This is a genomic window from Rhodococcus sp. IEGM 1318 (assembly GCF_033142465.1).
Lineage (GTDB): Bacteria > Actinomycetota > Actinomycetes > Mycobacteriales > Mycobacteriaceae > Rhodococcus_F > Rhodococcus_F qingshengii_B.
Genome location: NZ_JAWLSC010000005.1, coordinates 1 through 25,742, shown reverse-complemented (window position 1 = coordinate 25,742; position 25,742 = coordinate 1). Strand labels below are relative to the sequence as shown.

The window sequence follows — 25,742 nt, the reverse complement described above, 5'->3', positions numbered from 1 at the left end:
TCTGCCAGGCCGCATCGATGTAGGCCTGGCTGTAGGGCAAGTTATGTCAGAGGGTGATCGTGCGGGTGGGCTCCCAGATGGCGGGGTCGCGGTGGGTGACGACGAAGACGGTAGCCGCCAATTCCCGCACGGCGCCGGCGATGCGGCGCTCGGTGCCCTCGTCGAGAGCCGAAGTAGCCTCGTCGAGCACCAGGACGGGAGCGTCTTTGAGGAAGGCGCGAGCGATCGCCACCCGCTGACGTTCGCCGCCGGAGAGAGCGGCACCCTGGTGTCCGACGTCCTGATGGATGCCGAGCGTCGAGCGTTCGAGAACGGCGCCGAGGGCAGCGCGCCTTGCGGCGTCCTCGATCTCGCTTTCGGTAGCGCCCGGTCTTCCCAGTCCGATGTTCTCGCCGAGCGTGCCCGAGAACACGAGTGGATCTTGTGGCACGTAGCCGATGTGCGCCGCCAGGTCGTCGTAGGGCAAGTCGCGCAATGAAACTCCGCCCAGAGTGACGCTGCCGTCGTCCGGGTCATCGAAACGCATGAGCAGCCCGAGAAGTGTGCTCTTCCCCGTACCGGAGCGCCCTGCGACGAGAACACGCTCACCAGCGGGGATCTCCGCGTTGATGCCATGCAGAACCGGAGCGTGGTCCACCCCGACGACCTTGATGTCCGTTCCAACAGGGCGCGCGGCGTCCTGGGGTGCGGGTTCAGGCAGCGCGGGAGCCGAAGTCGCGGCGCGGTAGTCGCGAACCGTTGCGCGCAGTTCGTTGACTCCGATTCCGGCCAGGGCGAGTTCGTCGAGCGGCGCAGCGGCGCGAACGGTGAGGATGACGAGGGCGAGAGCGGATGCGGGATCGTCGAATCCGGTGGCGGCGAGGAAAATCACTGCGCCTGCCAACGGCATAATGGTGGCGATCGCCGAGATGAATGTCGCTGGTGCCGCGGCGAGATTGGTCCGCGCAAGCGCGGTTTCCTGATCCAGCCAGCTTCGCTCGATGCGTTCGACGGAACGTGTGGGACCGGCTGCCGTACGCAGTAATTCGAGATGGTCGGTGAGTTCGAGCGTCGACTGCGTTGCTGCGAGCTCTGCCTCGTGTCGGCGCTCGTCCGCTCGGCTGAGCGCGCGTTGGGCTAGCGTCTGAGCGGCGAGCGAAACGGCGAGCAGTCCGCCGACGATCAGCATGACGCCGGGTCCCGCAACGACCGCGATTCCGGGAAGCAGGAGCAGCGGGATCAGTGGTGCAACGAGGAAGGTCTGAAGTTGGTGCGCGGGAACGCTCATCAGTGACGGGATTCCGCGGCCGGCGACGGTGGCGAACAGTGCCCGGTTGGCGTCGGTGAACCACGACAGCTTTGCACGGGCGAAGGCGTCGCCGAGCGCGTCGTAGAGATCGCCGACGAGTCGAGCCCCGGTGAAGTAACCGCCCCGCGAGACCAGGACGGTCACGAAGAGAGCGATTGCGGCCGTGGCCAGCACGAGAACCGGCGACCGGTGATCAGCGATCGAGAGGGCGAGGGTGGTGTACGCGATCGCCTCGAGGACAGCAACGGACACCCAACCGAATCCAATGGTGATCAAGCGGCGGCGGGCTACGTTGGCGCTGTTCATTGTTCGGCTCCAGTCAGGGCGGCATTGCGCGAGGCGGCGTTGTGCGAGTTGGGACTGACGAGGTCGAGTCGATCGTCGGCGTCGTCTGCAAGAGCAGGGTCGTGGGTGACGATCACGATCGTCTTTCCTTCGTCGTGCGCGAAGTGGCGCAGTTCCTTCAGCAGTTCGGCCGCTGTCCGATCGTCGAGCGCACTTGTCGGCTCGTCGAGCAGCAGTACTGTTGCGGGCGAGAGGAATACCCGAGCGAGCCCGACTCGCTGACGTTCTCCGCCGGAGAGTGAAGTGGCGTCGGTGTCGAGGCTGATGTCGATCTGTGCCCGGCGTAGTGCGGCGGTGTATTCCGCGTCCGTTGCATCGGGGGCGGCCAGCGCGATGTTCTCGCGCACCGTGGCCGGCAGCACGTCTGCGCCCTGGGGTGTGAGCAGAATGGACTGTGGCCGCAGGTTCTCGTCGATCGTGACGACGCTCTGATCCGCGTAGCGGACGGTACCCAGTTCCGGGATCTCGAAGCCGGCCAGTGCTTTCAGGAGCGTCGACTTGCCCGCTCCACTCGGTCCCGTGATCGCAGTGATCGCGGCTGGGCGGAATGTATGCGTGACGCCGTCGACGACTCTGCGGTCCGCGATCATGACAGTCAGGTCAACGATCTCCAGGCAGTCGGAGGGACTCGACGCCGGAACGGTGAGTGCTTCACCGGCAGGAAGGGTGGGTTCGTCCAGGGCAGCGGCGAGCCGGACTGCAGCAGCGCGTCCAGCCGCGACGTAGTCGAGGCCGTGCCCGAGCCGCAGGGCCGGTGTCACGATTGCGAGGCTGAAGAGAATAGTGGCGGCCAACGTCGTTGCATCCCCGCGATATCCGACGGCATAGGCGATCGCGAACGTCGCCGTCGCCTGCATAAGGGCAACCGCGACGGCCGCAGGGGTAGCCACGAGTCGAACGCGCTCCTGCATTCCCCGGGTGAACCGTGCTGTCGATTCTGCATAGTCGGCGGCAGCGCCGGTCTGCGCGCCGTAGATCCGGCAGACGTGGATACCGCGGGCATAGTCGTCCACAGCGGTCACGATGTCGCCCATGACATCCGCGCTTTCGGCGCTGTGCCGAGCGGCCATTCTGGGGATCACGAACAAGTAGAACAGTGCTGCCACGATGCCAGGAGCCAGAGCGAGAAGCGCCACGGGGCCGGCTGAGGCGACCAGCGCCGCGATCGTGACCGCCGGGACCACGATCAGTGTCGCGAACTCGGCCGGTAGGTGCGCAGTCATATGGTGCAGCGCTGAGATGTCGTCCGAAACGAGCCTCCTCAGTGCGTCTCCGCTGTAGCGGGACAGCGTACTTGCGGGCAGTCGAACGAGATGAGCTGCGAGCTGGCGTCGAAGCCTGGCCTCGAAGAGCGACTCGCCGTGATGCGAGAGCCATGACGACGTGGCCGCGAGCGTTACCCCGGTGAGCCACAGCCCACATGCCCACCCGGCCCGGCTCATCGAGGGTTCACCGACGAGTTGCACGACGCTCCAGAGCGCACCGAGCATCGCGACCCCCGACGCTGCCGCCGCGACCACCCCGGCGGCCAATGCAGGAAGCGCCGGGCGCAAAGCCGGGACCAGCGACGGTTCGACGAGAGGGCGGGGCATGGATAACTCCTTGAATCAGCGTCCGGGTGCAGACACGACAAATGACCGAAACCCAAGGCTAGGCTTCGGTCGTCCTGTCCAGTTATCGCGATGCGCCGATTTCTTACACCTGAATGGAACGCACTGCAATTTTCAGGATGCTGCAGAAATGCTGCTCATGACGTCTTCCCATACGCTCATGACCGCGGATTCGGTTGGGCCAGTCTGAGTGAACACGGCTACGCACTTGCGGCGGAAGTCGTACACCTCGACAGACGTCGTCAAACCGTGCACTCCGTGGGTGCGGGTCAGCCAGCACTCCGAGACGCCGTTCAGATCGATCATCGTTCGGCACGTGTCCGAGGCTAGAGTCAATGTCCCGCCGAACATGGCTGCGGCGTCGAGGTCACCGCGATGAATCTGCAGGCAGCCGTTGCCGGCGACGACACTCGTGACGGGCAGTTGGTGGTAGGACAGGTGCTCCATCCCGGCAGCCATGAGGTGAGGATCGACTCGCCGGTAGCCGAGGGCACCCAAAGCGACTAAGCCGCTACGACGTTCGGTGCCGCTGTCCGCGAGGATGAAGTCGAGCTGTGTCAGCTGATCGGCCTCGGCCCAAAAGGCGGGAGTATTCGATGTCTGGACGGGAGGGCTTGTTTCCCTCACAGTGCTCGGTGCAGTTCGCATCGCTTCGAAGGCGAGACGATCCGAGGTCGGGGTCAAATACGTAGTGTGTGAACTTGACTCGTGGGTACCGAACATCCGAAGCGTCGGGGGCAGGTGCTGTTCTGCGTCAGTGGTCACCACCGAACCGAGGGCGGAAGGCTTCAAACGTAGGGAGACGAGTCCGGGCGTGCAGACCAGCGGATCGCCGGGAACTGTTGGAACGGCGTACTTGCCCGAGTCGTTGACAGCCACCGGACCTGCAACGGTGATCGCTACGGCGTCGTCCAAGAGTGGCAGCATTTTGCCGACTACCTCAGGTGCGGTGTCGATCAGTCCACCGCGGAACCCTGGACGCGCAAGTAGTGCGTCCAGGTCCGACATGCGCGCCAAAGCTGCGCAACGGCATTCGCCACGGTGCGGGCACATCTCAGTAGGCATCCCGTAGATACCGCTTCGATCGTTTGAGGTTGTTGACGTAATCCTCGGCGGCGTCCGCACCCAACCCACCGTGCTCGGAGACCACCTCGTGCAGCGCGTCGTCGCCGTCCTTTGCCATCCGGGTCGCGTCGCCGCAGACGTACACGTGCGCACCGTTTTCGAGCCAGTCGAACAAGTCTCGGCCATGCTCGCGCATGCGGGTCTGGACGTAGATCTTCTCGGACTGATCACGAGAGAAGGCGAGGTCGAGACGCGTCAGGACACCGTCACGGGTCAGGCCAGTCTGTTGGGTGCGACTTGGATTCGAGCAAGTCAGAGGGTTGCCTTGTAGGCAAGTGCGTAAGCGATCTTGCCCGGCTTGTCGTCGGTGTACGGCTTCGACAGCTTTGCGAAAGCTCCCTTGGACTCGGCTTTGCCGTCGTTCCAGGCTGGCAGGACACCAAGATCGGTGGCAGTGAATCCGCTGTCGACGACGGCATCGCCCGCCAACGCGGTCTGTGCTTTGGTCACCGACTTCACGGTCTCCAGGTAGCTGGAGAGGTCGTCGCGATTCCAGTTGGTGAGGTCGACGGGCGCGGTGTCGCGGACCCACGCACCCCAGTAGAACTCCTGGAACGGGATCGAGCCAGCGGCAAATCCGATGTCGCGGGAGAAGTACATCAGGCTGCGGTACTTGTCGTCGGCGAAGTTGGCCAGGCCGACGCTCTTCGGCAGGGACTGGACCGGTACCTGGTTTCCGTCCACGTCACGCGACCAGACCCACTTGTTCTTTTCCATCTCGGTCCAGAAGGCCCCTTCACTCAGGCCGCTGAGGTTACCGAGAACTCGAAGTCGCACGTGAAGGTCGGGACCCCCGTCTGCCGTCTCGATGAAGGACGTGAGGGTGTGGTGACCGTCGGTCAGGTAGAGATCGCCGCGGGGTCCGACGACCACGGTCTTCATGGGCGCGATGCTCTCGGCGGTTTCCTGACCCACTGGTATCTGGCAGGTGAAGGACGACGGGTCCTTCAGCGTCGAGGCGGGAGTAGCGGTCGCAGCCTGGATCTGGCCGTTCGCCTCGCACCAGTCGTCGAACTTCTTGTTGATCGCATCTTTTCCGAGCGTGTATCGCCCGAGCTTGTAGTACACCTCGTCGTAGCCGAGGGAAGGCTGCGTCGCATGAACGTCGCCGATGCGCACGTCCAGAAGGTCACCTTCTTTGGCGCACAGGTACTCCGAGCCGCCGACGGAGCCTGAGAACGAACCGGTGGAGATTCCGCCACACGCGAGGGGAGCAGCGACAGCGGGTGTGCTGACCAGTGTTCCGGCGCCGAGCAGTACCAGTGTTGTGAGTGCCGAGATGGCGGAACGACGCATGTGGGGATCTCTCCTGAGGATGGGTTCGCACGTGAAGAAGCTTGCGTCACAATCGCTCAGGGTGGTTTCGGACTTGCTGACAACAGACGTCCGCGCGGTGGCTACCACGTGAATTCAAGTCGTAGCCACCGCGCGGTGAGCCGGTAAGTCGGTCAGCCCTTGTAGTTGTAGAAGCCCTCGCCGACAGCGACGCCGAGCTTGCCTTCGTCGATGTAGTTCTTCTTGATGTAGTCGGCGAACGCGCGCTGCTTCTCGCCGCCCTGCGAGGAGATGTTGTAGACGGTGGTCAACCCGACGACATCCATGATCTGGAAGGGGCCGAACGGGGCTCCAGTGCCGATACGCCACGTCTTGTCGACCATGTCGGGATCGGCGATGCCGTCGATCAGCAGGTCGGATGCTGCATTGAGGAGCGGGACCAGGAGCGAGTTGAGTACGTAGCCCGCCTTCTCCTTCTTGAGTTCGATCGGCACCATGCCGATGTTCTTCGCGAATTCGACGACCTCGCGGTACACGGCGGGGTCGGTGGACTCGGTGCCCATGACCTCGGCAGTGTTGTTGACCCACACGTGATTTGCGAAGTGCAGTGCGAGGAACTTCTCGGGGCGGCCGGTGAACTCCTTGAGGTCGCTCGGCAGAAGCGTCGAGGAGTTGGTTGCGAACACCGTGTGCTCAGGAGCTACTGCGGCGAGCTTCTCGTAGGTGTCGCGCTTGATGGCGATGTCCTCGGGAATTGCCTCGATGACAAGATCGGCCTTGGTCACGGCTTCGGCGAGATCGTATGAGTACGTAATACGTTGTAGCGCTTCGTCGGCCTTGCCTTCCTTGGCGCCCTCGACGTTTTCGGCCTTGTAGGCCGCGGCCAACGAGTCGAACCGAGCCTTGGCCTTCTCGATGACCTCGGCGTTGATGTCGTACGCGACGACGTCGAATCCGTGATAGGCGGTCTGATAGGCGATCTGCGAGCCGAGAACTCCGGTACCCAGAACGGTGATCTGCTTCAGTTCAGTCATTTTTGATCCTCAATCCTTTTCGGTGGGTAGTCCGGCAAGCGTCAATCGAACTTGTGCGGCAACGATGTTCGTGAGTTCGTCAGCCGTGATCCGGTCCAATGCCGCGCGGGCTATTTCGAAGTGCAGCACGTTGGAAATCGTTCGCGCTGCAGTGATGGTTCGGGTGGTGTGTTTGGGGTGCCCCTCGAGCAAGATTTGCGCAATCCGCGTTTGCAGGCGCTGCGAGAGTTCCAGACCTTCGGCCCGGAAACATTCGCTGGGCTCGCCGAACAACACTTCGCGTTGGTAGATACCAGTGTTCTCGTCGTTTCGGCGACTCGCGATCAGCAGGGGTGAAACAAGCTCGAGCACACGATCTTCTGTGCCCGTCGATTTGGCCTCACGCTCTTCTCCCAGTTCGATCTGCTTGCGGTACTCCGCGTTGTACACCATGAGCAGTAGCTCGGCTTTGCTTGCGGCGTAACGAAAGAGGGTGCCACCGGCTACATCGGCGCGATCGGCAATTTCTTGAGTTGTGACTGCGCTGTAGCCCTTTTCCGCGAACAGTTCGGCCGCGGCGTCGAAGATGCGTGTCTGCTTCTCGAGTTTGTTGCGTTCACGACGACCCAACTCTTGGTCCGATTTCGTCATCCCGCTCACCTCGTCTCATTTCGGATCCCGCTCATAAATGAGTCTACTCCGAAATATCGAGAGGATGGGGTCTCCTCCGTCACATCACCGCATTCCGCTGACCCAACCGGCGAACACGTCGGCGAACACGTCTGCTTCGCACGCATGCGCCGATTCGGGGTAGGCACATTCGGGGTATCCGGCGACGACGGCGGCAAGTTCGGCATTGCAACACTGCGCCAAGAGGCCGCGCAGGAGATCCGCGGCCGACCAGCCGACGATGGATGCTGCTGGGATGCCCTCTTCCTCGTACACCTTCACCAGATCGTCATGCCTCCAGGACAATTCCTCGGCCACCAGTGCATCGGGATTGAAAGATATGGCGCGGTCGAGTGATCCGCGCAGAAGCGAGTGTGGATCGTCCTCACCGCGCAGCCTGGTCGCGAGGTCGGCCGGTGCCTTCTGCATGACGAACATCCAGGGTTTGCCGTCGGGAAAGACTCCGCCGAAGCCTGCCACGTTGAAGGGCAGGTGACTACTGAGAAAATCTGTCTCCACGTCGACGTGCTGATCGTCTCCGAGGTGAATGAAGTGGCCGGACGCGATCTCCTCTCCGGTTGCCGGCTCGGCCCACGTGTTGTTCCACAGATCGGTCATCCGACTGCCTTCGGGAAAATCGAGAACCTCGAAGAGAAAACCCATGTCTCTACAACTCCCCGTCGAAGTGGGTGGCTACTCCACCGGTCAGTCGAGAAACCGTCTGCGCCGAGGTCGCGAGGACGACTCGGCTTGTCTCGAAGGTCATCTCGTCGCGTTCGGTGTCCTCCGATTCGGGATCCTCGGCCAGTGAGAAGTCGAGTTCCACCTCTCGATCGGTGCTGGAACAGACCGAGATCATCAGCCCGAGTCGTTCGTCGGTAAACGGCGGGAGCGACTTTTCGGGATGGAAGTCTGCGGCCGCGTGAAAGAAGAACGCCGCCAGCCGCTCGACAAACCCCTCATCCGTGTGTCGGCTGAGGTACTGATTGAACCGATCGGGGCTGAGCAGCCCGACGTCGAAAACAAGTGTGGGCACGTCGGATTCGAAGACAGTGGCGGGAACCGCATGACTGCGAAGGAAGACCGCTGCGCCGCCGTACCCCGGCAACCTGAACCCATCACGCATCTGGTGTACTCCCGTCGCAGTGGTGTCCTGTCCACGCTAGGCCATTGCTCGGCCGCGTGCTGCCTACTCGAGTAGCCGGCTTGATGGAAGAATCACCGCCTATGACTGCTGTCCTGTACCCGCCCGTCGAACCGTATGAGTCCGGTCTGTTGGAAGTGGCGGATGGTCAGAGTCTCTACTGGGAGACCGTCGGGAATCCGACGGGTATTCCTGTTCTCTATCTCCATGGCGGTCCCGGTGCGGGATGCACTGTCGGTGCCAGGCGCTTCTTCGATCCCGAAGCCTTTCGCGCAGTTCTGTTCGATCAGCGGGGCTGTGGGCGCAGTCTTCCTCTTGCGAGCAGTCCGGACGTCGATCTGACCGTGAACACGACGGCGCACATTGTGGAAGACATCGAGCGTCTTCGTGAGCATCTCGGTATCGAGCGATGGATCGTCACGGGACTTTCCTGGGGCGTGAGTTTGGGGCTGGTGTACGCCCAGGCGTTTCCCGAGCGGGTGATCGCGATGGCCTTGGGCGCGATCACCGGCGGGACGAGGGGCGAAATCGAGTGAATCACCCGCGCCATGGGCAGAGTGTTTCCGCGCGAGTGGGAAGAGTTCGTCGCGCCGTTGCCGGAGGAAGAGCGTGACGGAAACCTTCCCGCGGCATACGCGCGACTGCTCGCCGATCCGGATCCTGTTGTGCGGGAGAATGCTGCGGTGCAGTGGTGCCGCTGGGAAGACGTACATGTGTCGCTGATGCCGGGGTGGACTCCGAGTGTTCGATACCAGAATCCGGACTTCCGTCGGGTGATGACCAGGCTGGTCACGCACTACTGGGCCAACGATTGCTTCCTCGCGCCGAATCAGATCCTGGACGGAATGGACCGTCTCGCCGAGATTCCCGCGATTCTCGTGCACGGCCGGTATGACATTTCCGGACCACTCGATACTGCCTGGGCGATCCACCAGCGTTGGCCGGGCAGTGAGTTGGTGGTGCTCGACGACGCCGGGCATGGCGGGGGTGGATTCAACGAGGCAATCGTGGAAGCGCTGAATTCACTGGCTCATTCGGTCTGATCGAGTGCTCCGGCGTGCGCCGCAGCGAGCGCGCCGGCAGCAGCGCGATCGGCAACCGACTGGTCGACAGGTAGATCGGCGACCAACAGGCGATAGTAGATGGGCGCGGCGACGGCCGCCAGAAGATCAGCAGCTGAGACCTTCTCGGAGATTTCCCCGCGTTCGACTGCTCGGCGGACCACGATATCGGCCAGTTCGTAACGTGCGGAATAGAACTCGCGCTTGAGTCTTGCCACTTCTGGCGTACGAACCGCGTCAGAGAACAGTGCAGCCACCAACGCGCCGCCCGACTCGCTTGTTACCAGTGCGACTATCGATCTGGCCATCTCGCGCAGGTCGGATTCGACGGAACCGGTGTCCGGGATGGGAACGGTGGTTGCCGATATTTCGACGGCCGCGTCGGCCACCAACTGGGACAGTGTGCTCCACCGCCGGTAGATGGTGGTCTTGTGGACTCCGGAACGGGCGGCTATGTCCTCGATGGTCATCGCTGCAAATCCGCGTTCGGACAGTTCGGCCGCGGTGGCAGCCAGGACGGCCTCGCGCACCCTGGCGCTTCGCCCTCCGGGCCGTTGTGGTGTCGAGGTCATGGGTAAACCTTATCGCAACAAGGTGTTGTGTTAGCTGGAGACGCGTGATTCACTGAGCTAATGCAACTGGTCGTTGCATTAGAGATGAATTGAGGGGTGTTTTCCCATGTCATACGAATTTCCTGTCGATCACCGAGGCCTCTTCGAAGAGCGCACAGGTCAGTTTCTGAGCTTCGGGCTCCCCGTCTCGGATCTCGAGGAACTGCGCGCGTCCATCAACTCGACCTGGGCCGACGCGCCGGGTGGTTGGTCGTACGAGTGGTCGGCGCTGGCGGCGAAGTACTCCGCGGCCAGCAATCATTCCCTGGCAGCGATGATCTACGGAATCGCCAAGTTCCCGGTGCTGGCCAACGAATCCCGTCGACGGGCTCTGCGCAATCAGGTGGACGAATACGTCAAGGCAGCACCAGGATTCGGGCTCGAGTTCGAGCGTCGAATCCTGTCCCTGCCCTACGGAAACGGCGAGATCGAGCTACCGGTACACATCCTCTCGGCGGACGGACGGTACGAAGACGCACCCGTCCTGTTGCTCAGCGGCGGCGTCGACGGCTGGAAGATGGACATGCATCCGTTGGCCAGCGCGTTCGCGAAGAACGCCGGGGTGACGGTTGTTGCTTTCGATCAGCCGGGAACTGGTGAATCACCCGTTCCTCTCGATGCTTTCGGCGACGAGGTGATCGACGGGCTCGTATCGACGGCTCGCGCTCTCGGCAACGGGCAGGTGGCGCACCTGGGAGTCTCCTTCGGCGGCAACTTCGCCGTGCGCTCGGGGTTGACCGGCGCCGTCGATGCGGTGATCAACATCGGTGCCCCGGTCAAGGGTGCGTTCGAGGCTGCGAACGCCGAGCGCCTGGTCTACGGCATGGGCGACATCGTCGGAAACGCACTGGGTTTCGATGCCCCGGCAACCAAAGAGGCGCTGGTACAGGGTCTCCGTGCGTTCGATCGCAGTGTCTTGATGACCGCCGACGACGGCCGGGCCCCGATGCTTGTGGTCAACGGGGCCGACGACGTTCACATCCCGCTCTCGGACACAACACTCTTCGAAGAGCGCCCGAACACGCAGGTACACGTCATCCCGGATGCGGGGCACTGCGCAGTGAGCAAGCTGCCCGAGTTGACGCCGATGATGATCGACTGGCTACGAGATGCCCTGTCAGGAACCGTTCCACGAACCGGTAGATGATCCGCCGCCGAAGCTGGCAAAACGATACGTCGCAAGAACGGCCTTGTGATCGGTCGGCCACGGCGTCGGTGAAGCGATGACGTTGTCCTGGGAGTTCTCCTCCACTCTTTTGTTGTGCACGATCGTCTTTCGGGGTCCGATGATTCCTACAGATCCCAACTTCAGGTCGGAAGCGCGGTCGGCGAAGATGTAGTCGATCCGATCGCGTTCATCTGCCTCGGGTGCCCAGGTGAGCTGTGAGGTGTCGACGTCGGGATTGTCGGACGGCCAGGTGAAGCCCGGGTGTGTAGCCGGGTTCGGGTACTTGCTGCGGTATGCATCGACAAATCCGGCTTGGTCGAGCAGACGGGTGGATTCCCACGGAATGACGACACCGTTGTGGTCGAACAGATTTCGCGTGCCGTCGGTCCAGTCCAGGGCCGACGGTTCGTTGAAATCGCCGCCGAGGATGACGGACCTGCCCTTCGCTCGTTCTGCGGCCGCATCGTCGATGAACGTCGAAATTGCCAGGGGTCGTCCCGAATTGACGTTCACACGCTGAACCGTCTCGGGGTCCGTGACCGGACCGGACGGCATCTTGTTCCAGCCGAACTCGGAGAACTCTCCAGGCTTGGGAACACCCGCGCCGTATCCGCGCGGTAGATAGGTCGCGTAGGACGTGTAGGCCAGATGTGCCGAGTAAGCAGCGATTTGTTTGCCGTCGACCGTCACGACTGCCTTGATCATCGAGTTCAGGTCGGCTGTCTCCTCGATCGGAAACTTGGAGAGAATCCCCACGTCGGAGGACGCTGCTCCGTAGAAGGTGGTTCCTGATTTGGTCAGCATGTCGGCCAATACAGTTGTCGCAGTGCCGGCTTCCGACAGGAGAACTATCGACGCCTGGGTCGAGATGATCATGTCGGCGATCAGCTGCAGGCCACCGTTGATCTTGGTTCCGCCGTGCCAGGTATTGAGGGAGAGCACTTTGATCTCCGTCGCGGGGTTCGCTCCTGCGACGGAGGCATTGGCACCCAAGGTAAATGCACTCGCGGTGACTGTCCCTGCGGCTACCGCCATCGCCTTGACCATCTGGCGGCGCGTCAATCCATTCATCAAATCCCGGCTCTCGTTGTCGTGTGCTCGAACCCCCGGAAGATGATTACCATCGCTACCTAAACGGACAGTTAACCAATAGCAAAATGGCAGATTTCCACAGAACACCGCGCGGGCAATAGTCTTTTGGTCGTGGTACTCAGTGAGCGTTTCCCCGGTAACAAGACCTTCGCGAAGGTTCGTGTCCTGCCGCCGGTGGTGAAGTTGCTCCTTCTTTCGATGGTGCTGTTCAACATCGGGTTCTATCTGGTTGTCCCCTTTCTCGCGGTGCACCTTTCGGAGGACCTCGGATTCGCGGCCTGGATTGTCGGCCTGGTCCTCGGGCTCCGGATGTTCAGTCAGCAGGGCATGTTCTTCATCGGTGGAAGCCTTGCCGACAGGTTCGGCAAGCGTCCGATCATTCTGCTGGGCATCGCAGTTCGCGTGGTCGGCTTCCTGATGCTCGGATTGGCCGAGAGTATGGCGGCGGTGATCGTCGGTGTGCTTCTGGTCGGGTTCGCCGCAGCTCTGTTCGCACCCGCAGTGGAGTCGGCCAACGCCGAATACGGACGCGAACTCGAAACCTCAGGAGTCATGCGTCGTACGGATCTGTTTGCAGTGGAACAGATGTGCAGTCGTCTGGGAACCGTGATCGGTCCGGCGTTGGGTGCTGCTCTGTTGATGTTTCCGTTCTCGTGGACGGCGTCGAGCGCGGGGTTGCTGTTCGCGATCATGTGGGTCGGGTTCTTCATCTGGTTCCCGCGGCCGGGCGATGCCCACGACGGCCAGGTGTCGACCTATACGCTGCGCGACGTCTGGCGAAGCGTCCTGACCAACAACAACTTTCTGCTCTTCGCGACGCTCTGCAGTTTTCAGCTGGTTGCGTACAGCCAGCTGTACCTGATGCTTCCGGAACAGCTCGAGCGCGGAATCGGTTCGCAGTCGGCGCTGGGATGGTTCTACGTGGGCGCAGCGGTGTTGGTGATCGTCGGGCAGGGACCGACGGTCGCGGTTGCCCACCGCATCGGGCATCGACGCGCGATCACCTTCGGGCTTGTGCTCATTTCGGTGTCGTTCCTGGTGCCGCTGGTCACCGGCGTCGACTCCGCAGCTTCGGCGTCGACGCAGATAGTCGGTCTGGCGGTGTGGATCGGGCTGCTGCACCTGGGACAGATGTTGATGGTGCCGCCGATGCGAGACACCATTGCCATCCTCGGTCGTGAAAGCAACCTCGGAGCGCACTTCGGCATGCTCAACACGATCGGCGGTCTGCTCGCGCTCCTGGGAACCGTGGGAGTCGGATTCGTGTACGACCTAGTCGACAACGGCCACGCAGCGCCGGCGTCACCATGGGTGATCGTTTCGGTCTGCGTGGCCGTGTCGGCTGTGGTGTTGTGGGTGTGGTCCGGTCGAACGAAGGTTATCGACCCGCGATTGTCTGATTGATCTTTGCTACAAAATCTTCCAGCACAAACGGAATGGTGAGCGGGTTCGGCATGGACACCGCGTCACTGACGATGGGGTCCAAGCTGATCAGGCCGCCGGTCTTGACCACGTTCAGATTGGTGAACGCCGGCTGCGTCTCCATCTCGGGGCGAGCCTTTTCGTAGTTGTCGAAGAGCAGGTAGTCGCACTCGAGGAGGTCGTAGTTCTCGGCGGAGATCTCGTAGTTCAGCTTGCCCGCGAACCGATCCTTCAGTGCGGCAGGAGCCGTGAATCCCAATTGCGTGAGCAGCTGAGCGCGCGCTGCCTCGGGGCTGAACGCTCGCAGATTTCCGTCGCTCCAGCGAATGACGAGAGCTGCTGTCTTGCCTTCGAACTGGGGGTTCTCCGCGCGGGTGCGAACGATGAGGTCTTCGACTTCCTGGACCTCCTGCTTTGCCTGCGCGGGAACGCCCACAGCCGTACCGATGCGGGTCGTGACTTCCTGCCAGGGCAGAACCCAATCCGTCTGATCGGCGGCGTGAAGCACAGTCGGCGCGATGGCGCTGAGCTGCTTGTACAGATCCTCGTCGATCGCGTTGTTGACGGCGATGATCAGGTCAGGCGCTGCTGCCACGATCGTTTCGATGTCGAAATCGGTGGTGGCGTTGGCCAATGGTGTCGGCTCGGCGCCCTGGACTGCCGAGTCGGCCCAGACTCCGATTCCGTCGTCGGTCGATCCCTTCCACACCGGGACCAGGACGGGAGTCAGCCCGAGGGAAAGCAGTACGTCTGCGTCGCCGATGCCGACCGCTGCGATGCGGCTGGGTGCCTGCCCGATGATGGTGGAGCCGAACTTGTGGTCGATCGTCACCGGGAAGGCGTTGGCCTCGGCGTGAGCACCTTCGGTGCCGGGAGTGGATTCGTCCTTCGCGCTGTCGCCGCAGGCAGCAAGGGCAAAACCTGCTGCTGTGGCGAAGGTGACGGACAGCATGGCACGGCGGCTCAACATTGGGTTCACAGCAACCTCGGGTTTCATGGTTATGGGACCCTAACCATAGTGGAGCGGCAGTGTCGGCAGGGATTGTTAGTCTCCGCCCATGACGGCGGTTCTCGACTACACATCAGCAGGACCGTTCACCCGCATCGACGGAGTGGACCCGCTCGCCCTCGAGTCACTCCCCACCGACCCCGTGCAAATATGCCGGGTAGTGCCGTACCTGGTGGTCCAACCCACCGATGCGCGGTCGCTGAATCTGCCCACCGACCGATTCGACGAAAACCAGATCCGGCCGGCAAGCGTTCTGCTCGAACGCCTGCTTGCGCTCGATCCGGCACCGGTGACCTCTGCCCGGCAACCCGACAAGCGGCTCGTCGGAACCTGTCGGCACTTTGCCGTTTTGAGTTGTGCGTTTCTGCGCTATCGCGGTTTTGCTGCGCGGGTCCGCTGTGGGTTTGCCACCTACTTTCAACCGGGACAGGGCGTCGACCATTGGATTACCGAGTACTGGGACAACGCCGGCAAGCGGTGGATCCGCATCGACTCGGAGATCCTCGGACAGAACGTGCTTTCTCACGCCCACGATCTGCAGCCGGGAGAATTCCTCAGTGGCGGCGAGGCGTGGCTGGCGTATCGACGCGGCGAGATCGACGGGTCCCAGTTCGGGGTGTACGGCACCCAGAACTGGGGGCCTGCCGAGATCCGCGGCAACGCAGTGAAGGATCTTGCCGCGATGAACAAGGTCGAAACCCTGCCGTGGGACGAGTGGGGTCGTATGACGGACGCCTACGACGGAAAGACCGGCGCCGACTACGACCTACTGCTCGACGATATCGCCGAGGTGTGCGCCGGCGACGATCCAGTTGCCGTGCGAGCACTGTACGAGCACGAGGATTTGTGCGTGCCGGACAACCTGATTCGTTTCTGAGATGCTGGTGCGATGAATCCGGAGCATCGCCAACTCGAGTACGGACTTCGATTCGACTGGGGCCTGCGCGGCGCCGAGGCGATCGCTGCGGGAGTCGATACCGCCGTCGTGGTCGACGTCCTCTCGTTCACGACGACGTTGAGCGTCGCCGCTGACGCGGGAATCGACGTTTTTCCCTATTCCTGGAACGACGAGAGTGCGGTCGACTACGCACGTGATGCCGATGCGGCCCTGGCAGTACGACGAAGTGTGGCCAGGGAGGGGCAGATCAGTCTGTCTCCCCGGACGATTCGCGAGGCCGAGGTGCCGAGTCGGCTGGTACTGCCTTCGCCGAACGGGTCGACTATCGCGTTTGCGTTGGCGTCCCAGGTTGCGGTGTGTGTCGGCGCTTCATTGAGGAACGCTTCCGCCGTCGCCGATTGGATTGTGCACGAGCATGGTCCGCGATCCCGAGTGGCAATTGTCGCTTCCGGGGAGAAGTGGCCCGGTGGAGAGTTGCGTCCTGCGGTGGAAGATCTGTGGGGCGCTGGTGCTGTCGTGGCCGCACTGACCGCGGCCGGCTGGGACGGCCACGTATCGCCCGAGGCGCGGATGGCGGCGGATGCCTGGGCGGCGGTGTCGGATTCGTACGAGGACCGCCTGCGGGACTGTGCCTCAGGACGCGAGTTGATCGTCATGGGGTTTCCACACGACGTCGCCATCGCCTCGGAACTCGACGACAGCGACACCGTACCTGTTCTTGAAGATCGTGTGTTTCGAGGTCAGCGCACCGGGCGTCGGTTGAACAAAACTCCGCGCCCAGAGGTAGGAGAGGAGAGTGATCGCGACGCACCATCCGATCGCGAGGAGCGCCTTGTTCCCGATCGCTTCGCCGAGAAGCAGTCCTCGAAGGGTCTCGATGATCGGAGTGAACGGCTGATACTCGGCGAACCATCGCAACACGGTCGGCATCGAGTCGGTGGGGACAAATCCGCTTCCCAGGAAAGGTAAGAGGATCAACACCATCGGGAGATTGCTTGCCGTCTCGACGCTCTTGCTGACGAGGCCGAAGGCAACGGACAACCAGATCATGGCGATGGAGACCAGGATCAGGAGGGCAAACGTCGCGACCCACTCCACGAAGCCTGCCGTAGGCCGGAATCCGACGGCTATCGCCACGGCGATGACGACTACCAGGCTCACGATCGTCTGAAGGAGACTGCCGAGAACATGACCCGTCAGGACGGACGTACGCGTGATCGCCATCGTGCGGAATCGTGCAATGATCCCCGCGGTCATATCGGTTGCGACGGAGATGGCAGTACCCTGTGCCGCTGATGCCACGGTCATCAGAATGATCGCCGGTGCAACGTAGTTGACGTACTCGGCTCGGCCACCACCGCCTGGGCCGAGGCCGTTCCCGAGCGTCCCGCCGAGCACGTAGACGAACAGCAACAGAAAGACGACTGGCATCCCGACAAGCATCACCGTCATCGACGGATATCGAAGGATGTGTCGAATGCTGCGACGCAGCATGGTTTTCGAGTCCTGATAGGCAAGCGTCATGGTGGTCATCGCGCGTCGGTCCTTTCGGTGGCGGTCAGAGTCAGGAACACGTCGTCCAGGTCCGGTGTGTGTACGGAGAGTTCCTTGACGTCGATCGAGTGGGCGTCGAGTTGGTCGAGAAGAGAACGCAGCGAGCGGACACCCCCGTCGCTGGGGACCTGGAGGACATAGGCGGCGTCATCACGCGATGATTCGTCGAAAACAGCTGCAGCAGTATCGAGTTGATCTCGGTCGAAGAAATGGAGTCGAATGTGGCCGCCGGGGATGTGCCGCTTGAGTTCCGTCGCCGTACCTTGGGCGACTATCCGTCCCTGGTCGAGGACGGCGATGTGGTCGGCCAACTGATCGGCTTCCTCGAGGTACTGCGTCGTGAGGAAGATGGTGACACCGTCGCTGACCAACTCCCGGATGATCTGCCACATGGTGCGTCGACTCCGGGGGTCGAGACCGGTGGTGGGTTCGTCCAGGAAGATGATCTCCGGCCGCCCGATCAACGTCATTGCCAGGTCTAGCCGTCGGCGCATGCCGCCCGAGTAGGTCGAGGCCAGCTTGTCTGCGGAGTCGACCAGATCGAACTTCTTCAGGAGTTCGTCAGTGCGAGTTCGACGTTCGTCTCTACCGAGATGATGGAGGTCCGCCATGAGGAGAAGGTTCTCCTCACCGGACAGATAGTCGTCGACCGCCGAGAACTGCCCGGTGACGCCGATACGCGAACGCACCGCGTCGGGATCGTCGGAAGGGTTGTACCCGGCGATACGAATGTCGCCGCCGTCGGCAGGAACGAGGGTCGAGAGGATTTCCACGATGGTTGTCTTGCCGGCGCCGTTGGGTCCGAGGAGCGCGAAGACGGTTCCGCGGTCGACGGAGATGTCGATTCCGTCCAGTACCGTCTTGTCGTCGTAGGCCTTCTTCAGGCCCGTCGCGGTGATGGCTGGTTTACGGGACATCAGCGTTCCTTTCGCTAGATCTTCTTGTTGGATTCTTCTCGAGGCTCCGAACGTCGAATGACGATGTCGCCGTAGCTGGTGTGCGCCCGGACGTCTACCCGGCGTTCGGTCGAAGCCGGTCCGTGCGTGGCATTCATCTGGTTGTCGACGCGACCGAAGGATGTATGAGCGTCGAATCGCGCGGCGGTTCCGGATCGAACACCGATATGGATTCGCCCGGCAGCCGTCTTTGCGGATACGACTCCACTCTCGATCGTCTCGAAACGGATGTCGCCGTTGGCGGTTGCGGCGCTCGCGTCGGATTCGGCGTGCTCGACGGCGACGCTTCCGTTGGCGGTCTTCGCCTTCAGCGCGCCGGTGATCATGCCGATGTTGATGTCACCGTTGGAATTCTTGACCTCCGCGTTGCCGTCGACGCGGCCGATGCGGATACTTCCGGACCCGGTGCTCGTGTCGATGTCTCCGGCCACGTGCTCGACGGTGATCGCGCCGGCCCCGGTGCTGACGTTGAGCGGTCCTGTGGTGTCCAGTGTGCAATCGCCGGCCGAGACCTTCACGCGTGATCGTCCGAGAGTGCCGTCGGCGCGGAGGCTGGCAACTGCGGCAGTGCCTTCGAGTTCCGAAGCGGAGGGAAGTTGAACGGAGATGTCCACAGATCCTGTCTTCCCGAAAATGCCGAGGCCGCGCTGTTTCGGAGTCTTGATCTGCAGCCGGCCACCCGCGAATTCGACGCGCGTTTGTTCGGCGACTCGAACGTCGACCTCGCGAGACGAGTTGCTGGGCAGCACTTCCACGACAGTGTCGTTGCGGTCGCTCGCCGTGATCCGGATGTGCCCGACTGCCACGTCGAAGCTCAAGGTGATGGGGTCGGGTGTGCTGAATGTGGGCATGGTGATACTCCCGATGAGGTTGTCTCGGTTAATGAAAGAGGGTGGTGCGAAAAAGTAGGCCGGTGTCAGTGCACCCAGCCGGTGAAGCTATCGGAACCTTGGGACGTGCGCTGTCTTGGAATGCTTCTGTTCATGCCGCCTTCCAGAGCGGTTGCAGCCGAGCGAACCAGCCACGCGTTGACGGAGATCCCGGCTTCCCGGGCCGCTGCCTCGATCCGGTCTTTGAGGTCTTGCCCCAGACGCAGGTTGATTCGAGTCATCGAGGCGTCGTCGGACTCCGTGACAGGGCGCGGAGCCGGAACCGTTTCTTCTTCGACGGGAGCCGGAGCCGGTTCGCTGATAGCCGGTGCCACCACGAATTCGGGTTCGCGTCCCCGCAGGCGCAGGTCCACCGAGCCGGGGGCGAGGTCCCGGGTGATCTCGGCAGCTGCCGCAGACAATGCGTCGAGCAGGGTGAGTCGCACTGCTGATTCCAACGGTGCGGTCAAACGATCGGCGAGTGCCTTTGCGTCTTCTCCGCCTGCTTCGGCCGCCACCGCGAGTTCGTGGCGAAGGTTGTCGACGTACGGTGTCAAATCCATGGCATCACTATGGCATCACTTTGGTGCCATAGCAATAGCTCGATGGCACATTCGTGTGGGTTTGATGAGAATTACCAGGTCATCGGGGTGGCCGGCGATTCGGTTCGCGGCAGGCTGGCACACTCGTGAGGGTGAGTCCTGCCGAATCGAACCGCCGACGCCGCATCTTGCTCTGGATTGCCGGGGTGCTCGGCCTCGTGATCGTGGTTGGGGTGGTTGTCGTCGCGGTCGCGCCATCGCGTTACCTGCCCTGGGACACGGCTGAGTTCCCGGCGGTGGATGCGAGTGTGCTTACGTCGGATCAAGGTCGGGTGCTCGAGCTACTGCAATCCGAGCATGAGCAGGACCGTCCGGGCACTTTCTATTCCGACGGTATCGACGAAGAGTGGTGCGCCGATTTTGTCAGCTGGATCATGAGGGAAGCGGGTCGGCCATTGTCGAACCCGAACTCCGGAAGCTGGCGCATTCCGGGGGTGTACACCTTGCAGGAGTACTACCAGGGGATCGGCGCGTACGCCGAGAGTGGCAGCGGGTACACCCCTAACGTGGGTGATGTGGTGATCTACGACAGTTCGAGATGGGTCGGTCAGCACACCAACATCGTGGTGGCAGTGGACGGCGATACAGCGATCACGGTTGGCGGCAACGAGTTCGGCAAGGTGCGGGTGCACGATCTGGACTGGCAATCCGACTCTGCCGTCGTGGGATTCGGAAAGCTTCACCCCTGATCGCTGCTCTTCGGAGTCAAGGCGAACCAGCGCGCCGACGCTCGTGCTTCGCCGCCGGCGTCGATGTGCAGGGCGTTCGCGCCCCCTCGCGCAGTCACCTGCTCACCTCTCTTGATGGGCTGCGTGTACTCGAGGATCGCCCGAAAGGGTCCGCGCTTCAGGTCATCGGTCAGCGCGTCTTCCACAGGCTGCCAGTAGATCGCGTTGTTCACGTGATCGAAGGGGTCGAAATCGCTCGAGCGCAATGGGAATGGCGTATCCGCTGACGGCGTCGTGTCCGGGGCCGGGTCGATCCACCGCCGCCAGTGGAGATGCTGGTCGATTGCGGTCGATGCAAGCGCGGCGGTGAACTTTTCACTGATGGTTGCGGGCATTCCCGTCTTCGGGTCGATGTTGATCCAGAACGCCTCGGTTTCGATCAACCCGCCGGCTTCGGACCTGATGCGAACCCGCATCGAACACCACCTGCTGGACAGTCCGGAACACCAGCGCTGCAGGTGAACTCGATCCGGCCAGACGACGGGTTCGAGTACGTCGATCACCGTCCTCCGCACCATCCACAGTGGATGGGTCTCCATGGCGCCGCGGTCGACAAGATTGTCGAAGCCCGCGTCTTGGAGGTATCGCGCGATCGCGTCGAGGCGCAGGCTTTTGTCGGTGTGAATGTCCCCTGTTCGCACGGGCCAGGAGGCATGAAAGATGCTGCCGGTTTTCGGAAGTTCTGGCATCGCTATGCGATCGTCGATTTTTGTGCGGTTCATCTGATGCGGGCTCCCGCTGGTCGAAGTCTGGTCGGGCGTTCCAGGCTTGCGGTACCCGATGGCCGGATCTTGAACCATTTGAGTTCACTGTTTTCTGAATACAGATTTCGATGTACTGTCGTACCCATGGATATCGACGGCATGAATGTGGTGACCAACGTGGCGGTGCTTGCGAGGTTTGGTCATGCTCTCTCCGACGAGACTCGAACACGGATACTGCTCGAGCTGAAGACCGCGCCCCGGTATCCGTCCGACCTCGCTGAAACATTGGCTGTGACCAGGCAAAAGCTGTCCAACCATCTGGCCTGTCTGCGTGGCTGCGGCTTGGTGGTGGCGGTCCCGGAAGGGCGCCGGACCAGATACGAACTCGCCGACGCACATATCGGTCAGGCTCTCGACGACCTGCTCGGGGTCGTTCTCGCGGTTGATCCGTCGTACTGCCCGGACAGCGAATCAGAGGGGTGCTGCTGATGGTTGCGCCGCTCGATCACGTCGGTCAGTCGGCTGCCCGACGAGCGCTCTTGTCGAGAAGAATTCGCATCTTCGTGGCGATCACGATCAGCTACAACGTCGTCGAGGCGATTATCGCGTTGACGGAGGGGACGCGAGTGTCTTCCGCGGCCCTGTTCGGGTTCGGTCTTGATTCGGTGATCGAAGTGTCCTCGGCGGCAGCGGTCGCCTGGCAGTTTTCGGCTCCGGATCCGGCGAGTCGTGAGAAGTCGGCACTGCGAGTGATTGCCTTCTCGTTCTTCGGGCTTGCCGCGTACGTGTCTTTCGACGCGATTCGGTCACTGTTCGGTCTGGGTGAAGCGCGGCACACTACTGTCGGAATAGTCTTGGCTGCAGTGAGTTTGGCGATCATGCCGACCCTGTCCTATGCGCAGCGCCGAGCGGGTAGGGAGTTGGGTTCGCTCTCGGCGGTCGCGGACTCGAAGCAGACGCTGCTCTGCACTTACCTCTCTGCGGTGTTGCTTGTCGGTTTGCTGCTCAACTCGCTGCTCGGCTGGTCGTGGGCGGATCCGATTGCGGCACTGGTCATCGCCGTCATCGCGGTGAAAGAAGGCATCAACGCGTGGAAGGGTGATCCGTGCTGCCCGGTCGTGGCTGCGCCCAAGAGCGGGCACGAGTGCGACTGCTGCTGAGTGGGCACTGGTTTTGTCGAGTGAGCACTCTCTGCGGCGCGTCAGAGAGGGTACTCAGTCGGTGAAAGGGGTGCCGGCTTCTGCACGGCTCTTGATGTGCGCGGCCCGTTGCTCGAGAAGACGCCGCAGATAGCGGGCGACAGCCAACCTCAGTATCAGGTGTCCGAGCATGCCGAACGGGGCCGTAACCGTGAAGCGGTCATGCATTCGCGTCCAGCCGCCCGGCTGACTGTCGAAGATATGCTCGTGCTGCATTGCGGCAAAGGGGCCGCGGACCTGCTCGTCTGTGAATGAGTAGGGACGGTTGTACTGCGTGATCCGGCTTGTCATCGAGAATCTCCGCCCGAAGTGCCGAGCAGTGAAAGACACCTCGTCGCTCTCTCCGAGCGTTGATCTACCCGTACTGGTGACAGCCAGCTCGTCTGTTGCTCGGAGCGAGGCGGAGTGTTCGTCCATGTCGAGTTCGAGATCGAAGATCACCGCAGGTGGAGCATAGATATCGGTGATCACGACTACGGTGTGCTGCACGGTGCCAGTCTGTCAATGTTGGTTTGCGACGCCGGCAAGCGGGTACGGGTCGATGACCTGCGGTTCATCCGCGGCGGGTGATGTTTTCGCTTTCCAGCCCCTCGAGACTGAGTAAGGGAAGTGCATTCTGTCGAAAGGAACGCTGATGACTGCTCCACCGCGGGAACCCGCGAATCACCCTGTCCGGCAGGGTTTCGCGGTCGGTACGACGTTTGCAGCAGCAATTCTGCTGCTCACCGCAGGCATTGTCGCTCTGCTTCAGGGCATCGCGGCCGTCGCTGACAACAATCTGTTTGTCGTGGGTATCAACTACACGTACAAGTTCGACATCTCGACGTGGGGTTGGATCCACATCATCTTGGGCATCATCGGAATTTTGGTGGCCCTCGGCCTCTTCACCGGTGCAGTGTGGGCCAGGGCGGCGGCAATCGTCATTGCGTCGCTCTCGATCATCGCCAACTTCTTGTGGATGCCGTACTACCCAGTGTGGTCGATCCTTGTCATCGCGCTCGATGTCGTAGTGATTTGGGCCGTCGCGACCTGGGACAGGGACAGAGTCTAGGCACCGAATAACTGCGGGAGCTGTTGGTCCCGACCGAATCGACTCGGTCGGGACCATCGCTCGTGCGCGAGGCAGTCCGACGTCTCGGATCAGTCCGGGAGCCTTCGCAGTTCGGCGACCGTCAATCCCAGGGAATCGAGGCGGGCCATGATGCTTCGCATGGCCGTGTGGTCCGCGACGGGTCCGTACAAACTGGTGAATCCGCCGGCCGCGCTCGCAACACTGAATTCGGGAAACGCGGCCTTGACGCGGTCCGACACTTCGCCGTCGATGAGGAATTGATACCGAGTGGGAGCATTCATCAGGGTCCGCTCCATTTCGTAGGGCCATGAGGTTCGGACCCGCCCCGCGCCGAGTCTCGAAATCAGGTGTCGTCAAGTGCAATCGGCGTCGCTGCTCGATCCAGGACTCCGCATCCGTGGGATCCAGTCTTACTTGCGCACGCTCCTCGGGCTTCATCCCCTACGGGTGAATGTCGCCACGGTTCTGTTCATCCTTTTCGTGTGAGGCTGCGCAGGGCCCCCGCCCCTAGTGTCGACCGGGAGAGAGAAGAGGTCGGCATGGGATCTGTCATCGGGGATCTGTTACCCCTCGCGGTCGGCGTCGCGGTATCGCCGATCCCGATCATCGCCGCAATCTTGATGTTGTTGTCCAAGCGAGCCGGCAGCACGAGCGTCGGGTTCGCTCTGGGCTGGATACTCGGAATCGTTGTCGCCACTGTGATCTTCGTGCTCTTGTCCAGCAAGCTCGGCGACTCCGAAGGTGATCCGTCAGCGACGGTTTCGTGGATCAAGCTGGCGTTGGGTGTGTTGCTTCTTACGTTCGGAGCGAAGCAATGGCGCGGACGCGGAGGCGAGCACGAAACCCCGAAGTGGATGCAAGCCATCGACGACATGACCGCTCCCAAAGGCCTCGGCTTGGGCTTCGCTCTGGCTGCGATCAATCCGAAGAATCTGATGATGTGTATCGCGGCCGGAATCTCGATCGGATCCGCCTCGCTTGGATCCGGAGAAGTTGTTGTCGCCATTCTGGTTTTCACGATCATCGCGGCCTCGACAGTGTGCGTCCCCGTGATCGGTTACCTCGTTGCCGCGGAGCGACTGCGCGGTCCGCTGGCCAAGCTGAAGGTGTGGTTGCAGGACAACAACGCCACAGTGATGAGTGTGTTGATCCTGGTTATCGGTGTTGTTCTCATCGGTAAGGGCATCGGCGGTCTCTGACAACTGGAGGTAGTTATGGGATCGTTGCTACTGCAACAGATCCCGCTGGCGCTCGGGATCATCATGAGCCCACTGGCGGTGGTTGCCGTTGTTGCGTGCTCCTTTCCGAACGAGCGCGGATCAACAGCATCGCGTACCCGGTCGGGTGGTATCTCGGAATAGTCGCGCTGGCCGGCGCATACACCATTTTGACGGCACTCCAGGTTCACCAGCGCACACCCTCCACTGTGGGTGCCCATCCTCCATCTCGTTCTCGGCGCGACTCTGCTGGCGGGATTCATGCGCCTCGGCTTCATCGCCTCCTTCATCTTCGAGCCGGTTCTGAAGGGCTTTATCGTGGGTCTGGCGCTCACGATCATCATTGGTGAAGGAACTGGGTGAGGTCGACGGACCGACGGTGATCATCGGATTGCTCAGCCTGGCAATGGTCCTGGGCGTCAAGCGATGGCTTCCGCTCGTACCGGGTTCGCTCCTCGTCGTGCTACTGGGCATCGACGTCTATCCGACCGTGTTGCAGGCGCTTGCAGGTGGAGGCAGCGCCTCAGCGTGAGGTTCGCAGCCAGATTCCCAGTGGGCCGGAATCTTTGGCCACCGATCCGACGATCGACGACGCGACAACCACGATGGCCGAGAAGACGAACAGCCAGCCGATGACGGTGAACATCACGCCCAGGAGGCCGAACTCGTCCTGAGAGGTCTTGGTCATACGGGGCAGGAAAAGGGTGCCTGCCACGTGCAGTCCGCTCAGACCCGTCGCGGTGAGCAACCCGGACCCGACACACATACGAGTGGTCATGCGATTGGCCGTCAACAGCATCGGCACGGCAGTCCAGACGAGCGCCCACACCACGTAGACAGCAACAAATTCCAGGAGTCTGCCCACCCCCGGCACACCATTCAGTTCTCGGCACAGGGCCGCCCCGACCACCGATGTAGCTACTACGAACACGACCGCTATCCAACGCCACGCCTGACGAAGCGTCGCAGTCGGCACACTCCAGATGCGCCCGTACATCCGGCCGAGAGCGCGAGCGTAGGACGTGGAACTGATCGGGTCTGTCTCGCTAACGGTGTTTCGGCCGGTTTCCATCAGTAAGTTTCCGATCCCGGCCAACGATCAGCGAAGGTG

27 protein-coding genes and 5 pseudogenes are annotated in these 25,742 nt (G+C 62.0%); 12 read left to right on the top strand and 20 right to left on the bottom strand.

Translation table 11 applies throughout. The features are described from left to right. Positions 1-46: 46 nt before the first annotated feature. From R4P65_RS13300 to R4P65_RS13260, 9 genes and pseudogenes are all read right to left on the bottom strand, one after another. A complete protein-coding gene (locus R4P65_RS13300; RefSeq protein WP_317826842.1) occupies positions 47-1,594 on the bottom strand; it encodes an ABC transporter ATP-binding protein in 1,548 nt (515 codons plus the stop codon). Then, positions 1,591-3,225, bottom strand: a complete 1,635-nt coding sequence (locus R4P65_RS13295; RefSeq protein WP_317826841.1) for an ABC transporter ATP-binding protein — start codon at positions 3,223-3,225, stop codon at positions 1,591-1,593. The genes R4P65_RS13300 and R4P65_RS13295 overlap by 4 nt, the downstream gene beginning before the upstream one ends. A gap of 132 nt (positions 3,226-3,357) precedes the next feature. Further along, entirely contained in the window at positions 3,358-4,251 is an 894-nt protein-coding gene (locus R4P65_RS13290) for a hypothetical protein (RefSeq protein ID WP_317826840.1), read from the bottom strand. 46 nt (positions 4,252-4,297) lie between these two features. Further along, positions 4,298-4,573: pseudogene (locus tag R4P65_RS13285) on the bottom strand (sulfite reductase subunit alpha); the annotation flags it as partial. Positions 4,574-4,620: 47 nt separating this feature from the next. Beyond that, positions 4,621-5,664 carry a ParB/Srx family N-terminal domain-containing protein gene (locus tag R4P65_RS13280; RefSeq protein ID WP_317826839.1) on the bottom strand — a complete coding sequence of 348 codons (1,044 nt, stop codon included), beginning with the start codon at positions 5,662-5,664 and terminating at the stop codon, positions 4,621-4,623. A gap of 152 nt (positions 5,665-5,816) precedes the next feature. Then, positions 5,817-6,677 (bottom strand): 3-hydroxyacyl-CoA dehydrogenase, encoded by an 861-nt coding sequence (locus R4P65_RS13275; protein ID WP_069145366.1) that lies wholly within the window; start codon positions 6,675-6,677, stop codon positions 5,817-5,819. 9 nt (positions 6,678-6,686) lie between these two features. Next, complete coding sequence (locus R4P65_RS13270) at positions 6,687-7,307, bottom strand: helix-turn-helix domain-containing protein (protein ID WP_317826838.1); 621 nt, start codon at positions 7,305-7,307, stop codon at positions 6,687-6,689. 84 nt (positions 7,308-7,391) lie between these two features. Then, positions 7,392-7,988 carry a hypothetical protein gene (locus R4P65_RS13265; RefSeq protein ID WP_317826837.1) on the bottom strand — a complete coding sequence of 199 codons (597 nt, stop codon included), beginning with the start codon at positions 7,986-7,988 and terminating at the stop codon, positions 7,392-7,394. A 4-nt stretch (positions 7,989-7,992) separates the two neighbouring features. After that, on the bottom strand, positions 7,993-8,451 hold the full coding sequence (locus tag R4P65_RS13260; RefSeq protein ID WP_230815949.1) for a hypothetical protein: 459 nt from the start codon (positions 8,449-8,451) through the stop codon (positions 7,993-7,995). A 101-nt stretch (positions 8,452-8,552) separates the two neighbouring features. Here R4P65_RS13260 and pip point away from each other — a divergent pair. Beyond that, positions 8,553-9,512: pseudogene (gene pip, locus R4P65_RS13255) on the top strand (prolyl aminopeptidase). On the opposite strand, the gene R4P65_RS13250 reads toward pip, so the two are convergent. After that, positions 9,500-10,102 (bottom strand): TetR/AcrR family transcriptional regulator, encoded by a 603-nt coding sequence (locus R4P65_RS13250; RefSeq protein ID WP_317826836.1) that lies wholly within the window; start codon positions 10,100-10,102, stop codon positions 9,500-9,502. The pseudogene pip and the gene R4P65_RS13250 sit on opposite strands and share 13 nt — an antisense overlap. A gap of 106 nt (positions 10,103-10,208) precedes the next feature. Here R4P65_RS13250 and R4P65_RS13245 point away from each other — a divergent pair, with 106 nt between their 5' ends. Continuing rightward, positions 10,209-11,288, top strand: coding sequence for an alpha/beta fold hydrolase (locus R4P65_RS13245; protein WP_317826835.1), 1,080 nt, complete (start codon positions 10,209-10,211; stop codon positions 11,286-11,288). Here the strand turns inward: R4P65_RS13245 and R4P65_RS13240 are convergent. After that, positions 11,259-12,380, bottom strand: a complete 1,122-nt coding sequence (locus R4P65_RS13240; protein ID WP_317826834.1) for an endonuclease/exonuclease/phosphatase family protein — start codon at positions 12,378-12,380, stop codon at positions 11,259-11,261. The two genes, R4P65_RS13245 and R4P65_RS13240, sit on opposite strands and share 30 nt — an antisense overlap. A 132-nt stretch (positions 12,381-12,512) precedes the next feature. On the opposite strand from R4P65_RS13240, the gene R4P65_RS13235 reads away from it, so the two are divergent. Then, positions 12,513-13,805 carry an MFS transporter gene (locus tag R4P65_RS13235; RefSeq protein ID WP_317826832.1) on the top strand — a complete coding sequence of 431 codons (1,293 nt, stop codon included), beginning with the start codon at positions 12,513-12,515 and terminating at the stop codon, positions 13,803-13,805. On the opposite strand, the gene R4P65_RS13230 is transcribed toward R4P65_RS13235, so the two are convergent. Further along, positions 13,780-14,793 (bottom strand): ABC transporter substrate-binding protein, encoded by a 1,014-nt coding sequence (locus R4P65_RS13230; RefSeq protein ID WP_317826831.1) that lies wholly within the window; start codon positions 14,791-14,793, stop codon positions 13,780-13,782. The genes R4P65_RS13235 and R4P65_RS13230 overlap by 26 nt on opposite strands. A gap of 88 nt (positions 14,794-14,881) precedes the next feature. On the opposite strand from R4P65_RS13230, the gene R4P65_RS13225 reads away from it, so the two are divergent. Further along, a complete protein-coding gene (locus R4P65_RS13225) occupies positions 14,882-15,709 on the top strand; it encodes a transglutaminase domain-containing protein (protein ID WP_317826830.1) in 828 nt (275 codons plus the stop codon). A 12-nt stretch (positions 15,710-15,721) separates the two neighbouring features. After that, positions 15,722-16,396 (top strand): annotated as a pseudogene (locus R4P65_RS13220) (2-phosphosulfolactate phosphatase); the annotation flags it as partial. Between the two features lie 74 nt (positions 16,397-16,470). Here the strand turns inward: R4P65_RS13220 and R4P65_RS13215 are convergent. The 4 genes and pseudogenes from R4P65_RS13215 to R4P65_RS13200 form a co-directional block, all read right to left on the bottom strand. Continuing rightward, positions 16,471-17,263, bottom strand: a pseudogene (locus R4P65_RS13215) (ABC transporter permease). Then, positions 17,260-18,201, bottom strand: a complete 942-nt coding sequence (locus R4P65_RS13210) for an ATP-binding cassette domain-containing protein (protein ID WP_317826828.1) — start codon at positions 18,199-18,201, stop codon at positions 17,260-17,262. Before R4P65_RS13210 ends, R4P65_RS13215 begins: the two are co-directional and overlap by 4 nt. A gap of 14 nt (positions 18,202-18,215) precedes the next feature. Continuing rightward, positions 18,216-19,091 carry a DUF4097 family beta strand repeat-containing protein gene (locus R4P65_RS13205; protein ID WP_317826827.1) on the bottom strand — a complete coding sequence of 292 codons (876 nt, stop codon included), beginning with the start codon at positions 19,089-19,091 and terminating at the stop codon, positions 18,216-18,218. Positions 19,092-19,156: 65 nt separating this feature from the next. Then, positions 19,157-19,672: a toxin-antitoxin system HicB family antitoxin gene (locus R4P65_RS13200; RefSeq protein ID WP_317826826.1), complete on the bottom strand. Its 516-nt coding sequence runs from the start codon at positions 19,670-19,672 to the stop codon at positions 19,157-19,159. A gap of 131 nt (positions 19,673-19,803) precedes the next feature. Between R4P65_RS13200 and R4P65_RS13195 the strand changes: the two genes are divergently transcribed. After that, positions 19,804-20,400, top strand: coding sequence for a CHAP domain-containing protein (locus tag R4P65_RS13195; RefSeq protein ID WP_317826825.1), 597 nt, complete (start codon positions 19,804-19,806; stop codon positions 20,398-20,400). On the opposite strand, the gene R4P65_RS13190 is transcribed toward R4P65_RS13195, so the two are convergent. Then, on the bottom strand, positions 20,391-21,161 hold the full coding sequence (locus R4P65_RS13190; RefSeq protein ID WP_317826824.1) for an acyl-[acyl-carrier-protein] thioesterase: 771 nt from the start codon (positions 21,159-21,161) through the stop codon (positions 20,391-20,393). The two genes, R4P65_RS13195 and R4P65_RS13190, sit on opposite strands and share 10 nt — an antisense overlap. A gap of 126 nt (positions 21,162-21,287) precedes the next feature. Between R4P65_RS13190 and R4P65_RS13185 the strand changes: the two genes are divergently transcribed. Together R4P65_RS13185 and R4P65_RS13180 are read left to right on the top strand one after the other, a co-directional pair. After that, positions 21,288-21,632, top strand: coding sequence for a metalloregulator ArsR/SmtB family transcription factor (locus R4P65_RS13185; RefSeq protein WP_317826823.1), 345 nt, complete (start codon positions 21,288-21,290; stop codon positions 21,630-21,632). Further along, positions 21,632-22,303, top strand: a complete 672-nt coding sequence (locus R4P65_RS13180; RefSeq protein WP_317826822.1) for a cation transporter — start codon at positions 21,632-21,634, stop codon at positions 22,301-22,303. The genes R4P65_RS13185 and R4P65_RS13180 overlap by 1 nt, the downstream gene beginning before the upstream one ends. Before the next feature lie 54 nt (positions 22,304-22,357). On the opposite strand, the gene R4P65_RS13175 is transcribed toward R4P65_RS13180, so the two are convergent. Then, positions 22,358-22,831 (bottom strand): SRPBCC family protein, encoded by a 474-nt coding sequence (locus R4P65_RS13175; RefSeq protein ID WP_317826821.1) that lies wholly within the window; start codon positions 22,829-22,831, stop codon positions 22,358-22,360. Positions 22,832-22,976: 145 nt separating this feature from the next. Here R4P65_RS13175 and R4P65_RS13170 point away from each other — a divergent pair, with 145 nt between their 5' ends. Continuing rightward, complete coding sequence (locus R4P65_RS13170) at positions 22,977-23,393, top strand: hypothetical protein (RefSeq protein ID WP_230815965.1); 417 nt, start codon at positions 22,977-22,979, stop codon at positions 23,391-23,393. A gap of 89 nt (positions 23,394-23,482) precedes the next feature. Here R4P65_RS13170 and R4P65_RS13165 read toward each other — a convergent pair whose 3' ends face one another. After that, entirely contained in the window at positions 23,483-23,695 is a 213-nt protein-coding gene (locus R4P65_RS13165; RefSeq protein ID WP_317826820.1) for a hypothetical protein, read from the bottom strand. A 258-nt stretch (positions 23,696-23,953) separates the two neighbouring features. Between R4P65_RS13165 and R4P65_RS13160 the strand changes: the two genes are divergently transcribed. The 3 genes and pseudogenes from R4P65_RS13160 to R4P65_RS13150 all read left to right on the top strand — a co-directional run. Beyond that, positions 23,954-24,613 carry a GAP family protein gene (locus R4P65_RS13160; protein ID WP_317826819.1) on the top strand — a complete coding sequence of 220 codons (660 nt, stop codon included), beginning with the start codon at positions 23,954-23,956 and terminating at the stop codon, positions 24,611-24,613. A 15-nt stretch (positions 24,614-24,628) separates the two neighbouring features. Further along, positions 24,629-24,775 carry a hypothetical protein gene (locus R4P65_RS13155; RefSeq protein WP_317826818.1) on the top strand — a complete coding sequence of 49 codons (147 nt, stop codon included), beginning with the start codon at positions 24,629-24,631 and terminating at the stop codon, positions 24,773-24,775. 102 nt (positions 24,776-24,877) lie between these two features. Beyond that, positions 24,878-25,106: pseudogene (locus tag R4P65_RS13150) on the top strand (SulP family inorganic anion transporter); the annotation flags it as partial. 48 nt (positions 25,107-25,154) lie between these two features. On the opposite strand, the gene R4P65_RS13145 reads toward R4P65_RS13150, so the two are convergent. Continuing rightward, on the bottom strand, positions 25,155-25,703 hold the full coding sequence (locus tag R4P65_RS13145; protein WP_317826817.1) for a hypothetical protein: 549 nt from the start codon (positions 25,701-25,703) through the stop codon (positions 25,155-25,157). Between the last annotated feature and the right edge of the window lie 39 nt (positions 25,704-25,742).